This window comes from Clavibacter sp. MX14-G9D (assembly GCF_032917815.1).
Taxonomy (GTDB): domain Bacteria; phylum Actinomycetota; class Actinomycetes; order Actinomycetales; family Microbacteriaceae; genus Clavibacter; species Clavibacter michiganensis_K.
The window spans coordinates 1-4,802 of record NZ_JAVCVL010000199.1 but is presented as its reverse complement, the minus strand read 5'-3'; the positions used below and the strand labels follow the sequence as shown (position 1 = coordinate 4,802).

General features: G+C 75.3%; 5 protein-coding genes and 1 pseudogene. 3 read left to right on the top strand and 3 right to left on the bottom strand.

Annotated features, from left to right (window positions below; translation table 11 throughout):
• Positions 1-286 (top strand): annotated as a pseudogene (locus tag Q6969_RS12945) (cytochrome P450); the annotation flags it as partial.
• Between the two features lie 19 nt (positions 287-305).
• On the opposite strand, the gene Q6969_RS12940 reads toward Q6969_RS12945, so the two are convergent.
• Together Q6969_RS12940 and Q6969_RS12935 are read right to left on the bottom strand one after the other, a co-directional pair.
• A complete protein-coding gene (locus Q6969_RS12940; protein WP_317230801.1) occupies positions 306-554 on the bottom strand; it encodes a YciI family protein in 249 nt (82 codons plus the stop codon).
• A 155-nt stretch (positions 555-709) separates the two neighbouring features.
• Positions 710-2,023, bottom strand: a complete 1,314-nt coding sequence (locus Q6969_RS12935; RefSeq protein WP_317230800.1) for a hypothetical protein — start codon at positions 2,021-2,023, stop codon at positions 710-712.
• 115 nt (positions 2,024-2,138) lie between these two features.
• Between Q6969_RS12935 and Q6969_RS12930 the strand changes: the two genes are divergently transcribed.
• Positions 2,139-2,477, top strand: a complete 339-nt coding sequence (locus Q6969_RS12930; RefSeq protein ID WP_317230799.1) for a hypothetical protein — start codon at positions 2,139-2,141, stop codon at positions 2,475-2,477.
• Positions 2,478-2,552: 75 nt separating this feature from the next.
• Here Q6969_RS12930 and Q6969_RS12925 read toward each other — a convergent pair whose 3' ends face one another.
• Positions 2,553-3,506, bottom strand: a complete 954-nt coding sequence (locus Q6969_RS12925) for a manganese catalase family protein (protein ID WP_317230798.1) — start codon at positions 3,504-3,506, stop codon at positions 2,553-2,555.
• A gap of 226 nt (positions 3,507-3,732) precedes the next feature.
• On the opposite strand from Q6969_RS12925, the gene Q6969_RS12920 reads away from it, so the two are divergent.
• The gene (locus Q6969_RS12920) at positions 3,733-4,755 is read left to right on the top strand and encodes a LacI family DNA-binding transcriptional regulator (RefSeq protein WP_317230797.1); all 1,023 of its coding nucleotides are present in this window, start codon (positions 3,733-3,735) and stop codon (positions 4,753-4,755) included.
• Positions 4,756-4,802 lie beyond the last annotated feature (47 nt).

Here is a 4,802-nt window from a genome sequence, read left to right as displayed (position 1 = left end):
CCCCCGCCTCTGGCGGGATCCGGAGTCCTTCGACCCCACGCGCTTCCGCGACTGGGACGGCGACCCGAACACCCTGATCCCCCAGGGCGGCGGCGACGCGGCGACGGGCCACCGCTGCCCGGGCGAGGACATCACGATCGCGCTCGTCGAGCAGGCCGTGCGCCTCGCCACGCGCGCGACCGAGATGACGCTCCCGCCGCAGGACCTCCGCATCTCGCTGCGGCGGTTCCCGGCGCTCCCGCGGAGCGGGGTGCGCGTCGCCGTGCGGGGGCTGCGGTCGGACTGACGCGAGGGCTCCCGGCCCGTCAGCCGCGGAGGACGCCGCCGCCCTCCACGGGGCGCACCTCGACGCCGGCACCGGCGCGCGCCGCCGGATTCCCGTGCGCGATCGCGACGGCGGCGTCGAGGTCGGGCGCGTCGATCACGCAGAAGCCGACGACCTGCGCGCCCGACGACCGCAGCGGCCCGGCCGAGGCGGCGCCGCCCCGGATGGCGACCGCCTCGCCAGGCGGACCCAGCGCGTAGGCGATCGCGAGGGACCCGGATCCGGCCAGCTCCTCCGCATGGCGGTCGTGGGCGGCGCGCTCCTCGTCGGTCGGCGGTCCGCCGCCTCCGGGTCGCTGTGGATGAGGACGACGTACTGCGGCATGGGCATCCCTTCGTCACCGCGATCCTGCCCCCGGCCGACGACGGGGGCAACGGAGCGTCGTCAGCGCACGCACACCGACTCGGCGGAGATGCTGAGGCCCTCGGCGGTGCCGCGGATGCTGGCGGTCGCCACGCCATCGGCCCGGCCGTCGCCGGCGGACCAGAAGTCGCGGCCCATGGCGCGGCCGCTCGGCACGAAGCCCGCGTCGGCCCACGCGCCGGTGATCGCGTCGAAGGGGGCCTGGGCGTCGTCCATGACGGTGAACACCGGGATGAGCACGCGGCCCGTCGCCTGCGTCGCCGCGGAGCCGTCCGCGCACGTCGTGGCCTCCGCGGTCGCCTCGGCCGGCACGCCGGATATGGCGACCGCGGACTCGAGGAAGGCGCGCACCCCGGCCTCCTGGGCGGCCACGTCGACGAGGACGGGCGGGGCCTCCGGCACCGGCGGATCGGCCGGCGCCTCCGGCTCGACCGGCTGCGGCAGGTCGGCGGGCTCGGGCGCGCCGAGGGGGAGGCCGACCCAGCCCGTGACCTCCCGTTCGTCGTCGGACGTCCAGTCCGACGCGTACGCGGTCCGCACCGTGAAGGCCGTCCGCGGGGCGCTGCCCGCGTCCGCGGCCTCGTCGACCGTCGCGGCGAGGACGGCCGCGACCGGCTCGACGTCGTCCGTCTCGACGGTGACCGCGGCCCGGCCCATGTCCGGTCCGGGCGTGGAGTACACGCCGGTCACGCCCGCCCGGGCCGCGAGCGCGTCGATCGCGGAGAGGAGTCCGGGTCCCGGTGCGGTGGCGGTCACGCCGACCGAGACGATCTCGTCCTGGAGCACCACGAGGCCGTCGCCGAGGATCGGACGGAAGCGGTCCGCCGCCTCCGCGACCGTCGCGCCCTCGCGGAGGACGACCCAGCGGCCGCCGCTGGCGAGGTGCACGGATGCGGCGTCCGGGATCCGGCGCCACGCGTCGGCGAGGTCGACGTCGTCGGCGACCTGCGGGTCGAGCGTCACGCCCGCGCTCCCGGAGCCCTCCGGGACCTCGAGCGAGAGGTCGAGCTGGGCCGCGGTCACGCCGTCGCCGAGGGCGCCCCGCACGGCGGCGGCCAGGGCGAGGTCGGGGGTCTCGGCGGTGACGTCGACGGAGGCGACCCACCGGCCCGATCGGAGGAGGTCGGGCGAGTACAGCGACGTCGCGACCTCCGCGACCCCGTCCACCGCGACGAGCCGCGTCCGCAGGGCCTCCACGCTGGCGACCGCCGCCTCGGGCGGTGGCGGCGACAGCCACGAGCACCCGCTCAGCACCGCGACGACGAGCGCGACCGCCGCGATCGCCGAGGTCGCGCGCCGCCGCGCCGTCGTGATCGTCGTCGCACGCGTCGTCATCCCCCCACCGTACGAACGGCTGCGCAGGCGGGCGTCCCTCGGAGGGAGCACGGGCATGCCCCTGGCGGATGGCGTGCCGGTAGCGTCGAGGGGAGGCGAGGGAAGGCGGACGCGCATGGGCGTGTGGACGATGCTCGGGATCATCGCGGTGGTGACCGCCGTGCTGGCGCTCCTCGTGCCGCACGCGCAGCGGTTCGACGCCCCGTGGATCCGCCGCCTCGGCTACCGCGCCGTCGACGACGCCCCCGCGTCCCGCGAGGACGCCGCCCGCCGCGCCGGATCCCGCGTGGTGACGCCGCTCGCCGTGGTCTCGCTGCTCGTCACGGTCGGCGGCCTGGTCGCGACCGGCAGCGGCCCCGCCTCCGGGATCTCGACGCTCGTCGGCCTGCTGCTCGCGGGTGCCGCCGTGCTCGCGGGGCACCTCGCCGCGGAGCGCGCGGCCCGGCGCGGCTGACGTCGGCCGCCGCGGACGACGACGGCGCCGCCTCCCGAGGGAGACGGCGCCGCGGCGTGGAGCGGTTGAGGCGGATCAGCCCTTCGCGGGTCCGTAGAACGCCTCGATGTCGGCGAGCTCGCGCTCGGCCGTCTCCTGGATCAGCGCCATGAGGTCCGCGTCGAGACCCGGCGCGAACTCCTCGAGGCGCTCGGGCGCGATGGTCGAGGGGAAGCCCTCGGGCGCCTGCTCGGTGGCGGTGAGGTCGGTGCCGTCGTTCGAGGGCGATGCGCCCTGGAAGATGCGGCCGGCCTCGCTCTTGCCGTCGAGGTCGAAGCTGTACTGCTTGCTCTGGAGGCCCAGGTCCACCAGCTTCTTGACCTCGGGGAACTGCTCGGCGTTCGTCTTCGGGATCGGCAGGAGCTTGCCCCAGTCGACGCCGAGCGTCTCGAGCGCCTTCGCGTACGCGTTCTCGTGCGCCTGGTCGCGCACGATGAGGTACGCGACGGTGGCACGCGCCACGGGGTTGTCGGTCATCTCGTAGATGCGGCACTTCTGCAGGCGGCCGGTCGACTCGAGCATGACGTTGTAGAGCAGGTCGAGCGGCAGGTTGCCGGAGTTGTAGACGTAGCTGCCGCTCCACGGGTTGCCCGCGGAGTCGACGGGCAGCGCGCCCTGGGCGCCCACGAGGTGGTGGTGGATGTTGCCGTGGTCGAGCGCGATGCTCAGCGGCGTCGCGCCGCCCTTGCCGGGGGTGTCGAGCGGGTCGGTGAGCTTGCCGCTGTACTCGGGCGCGCCGTCGAGGAGGCGCGAGATGGTGGTGCCGATCAGCTCGACGTGGCTGATCTCCTCGGTGCCGATGCCCTGGATCAGGTCGCGGTACGGCTTCGCCGACGCCCCGCGGAAGTTCATGGCCTGGAAGAGGTACTGCATCATCGTGCGCATCTCGCCGAACTGGCCGCCGAGGCCCTCCTGCAGCGCGTTGGCGGCGGCGGGGTCGGGCTCGCCGTCGGCGATCTCGTTGATCCATGTCTGTGCGTGGAAGTACATGGGAGCTCCTGTTTCTTCGGGCGGCGGAATGGCCGCTCCCTCGACCCTGCTCCCGCCTCCGAGCAGTGGGAACCGGCGGTCGGCCGCTTGCCAGGGAGCGCCGCGGGCACGGGTGGAGCCGGGAGGGCCCCCGGTAGGGTGTGCCCAGCATGGGAGATCCGACCAGCCCGCGACCCGGCGGGCGCGACGTCCGTCGCCGCCTCGGAGGATGCCGGATGGAGTGCGGGTGAGCGTCAGGAGCGGCGGCGAGCGGCTCGGGCTCCGCGAGGTCGCGGAACGAGCCGGCGTCTCCCACATGACCGTGTCGCGCGTGCTCAACGGGCACCCGCAGGTGAAGGAGTCGACGCGCCAGCGCGTCCTCGAGGTCGTCGCCGAGCTCGACTTCCGGCCCAACAGCGCCGCTCGCGAGCTCGTGACCCAGCGGGCCCTGCGGATCGGCGTGCTGATCGAGAGCGCCGTGGAGTTCGGGCCGTCGAGCATCCTCCGCGCCATCGAGCGGTCGGCGCGCGACTGCGGCTACTCGGTCGCGTCGTTCGCGCTGCGCGACGACGAGGACGCGACGCCGGAGGAGGCGGTGCGCCACCTCACCGGGCAGGGCATCGACGCGCTCTGCGTCGTCGCGCCGCGGTCGTCGTCGGTGGCCGTGCTCCGCACCATCACGACGGGGCTGCCGACGCTCGTCGTGAAGGCCGAGAAGGACCCGGCGTTCCTCACCGTGTCGGTGGACCAGTCCGCGGGCACCCGGCTCGCGGTCGACCACCTCGCGAGCCTCGGCCACCGCGACGTGCTCCACCTCTCCGGCCCGCTCGACTGGCTCGACGCGCGCGCCCGCGAGCGCGCCTTCCACACGCGCACCCGGGCGTGGGGCATGCGCGAGCGGCCCATCGTCATCGGCGACTGGTCGAGCGACTTCGGCTACGACTTCGCGCGGGGCCTCACGACGGTCCCCGAGTACACGGCCGTGTTCGTGGCCAACGACGAGATGGCGCTCGGCGTGATCCACGGGCTGCACGACCGCGGGATCCGCGTGCCGGAGGACCTGAGCGTCGTCGGCTTCGACGACCTCCCCGTCTCGCGGCACTTCCTCCCGCCGCTCACCACCGTGCGGCAGGACTTCCCCGCGCTCGGCGCGCTCGTGGTCGACGTGCTCATCGCGGCGATCGAGGGGCGCGAGACGCCGCGGTCCAGCCGCATCCCCGCCGAGCTCGTCGTGCGCGACTCCAGCGCCGCCGCCCGCCGCGCGGACTGACAGGCCGACGACCCGGCGACGCGGCCGCCGCTCCGGCCTCGCCCGCC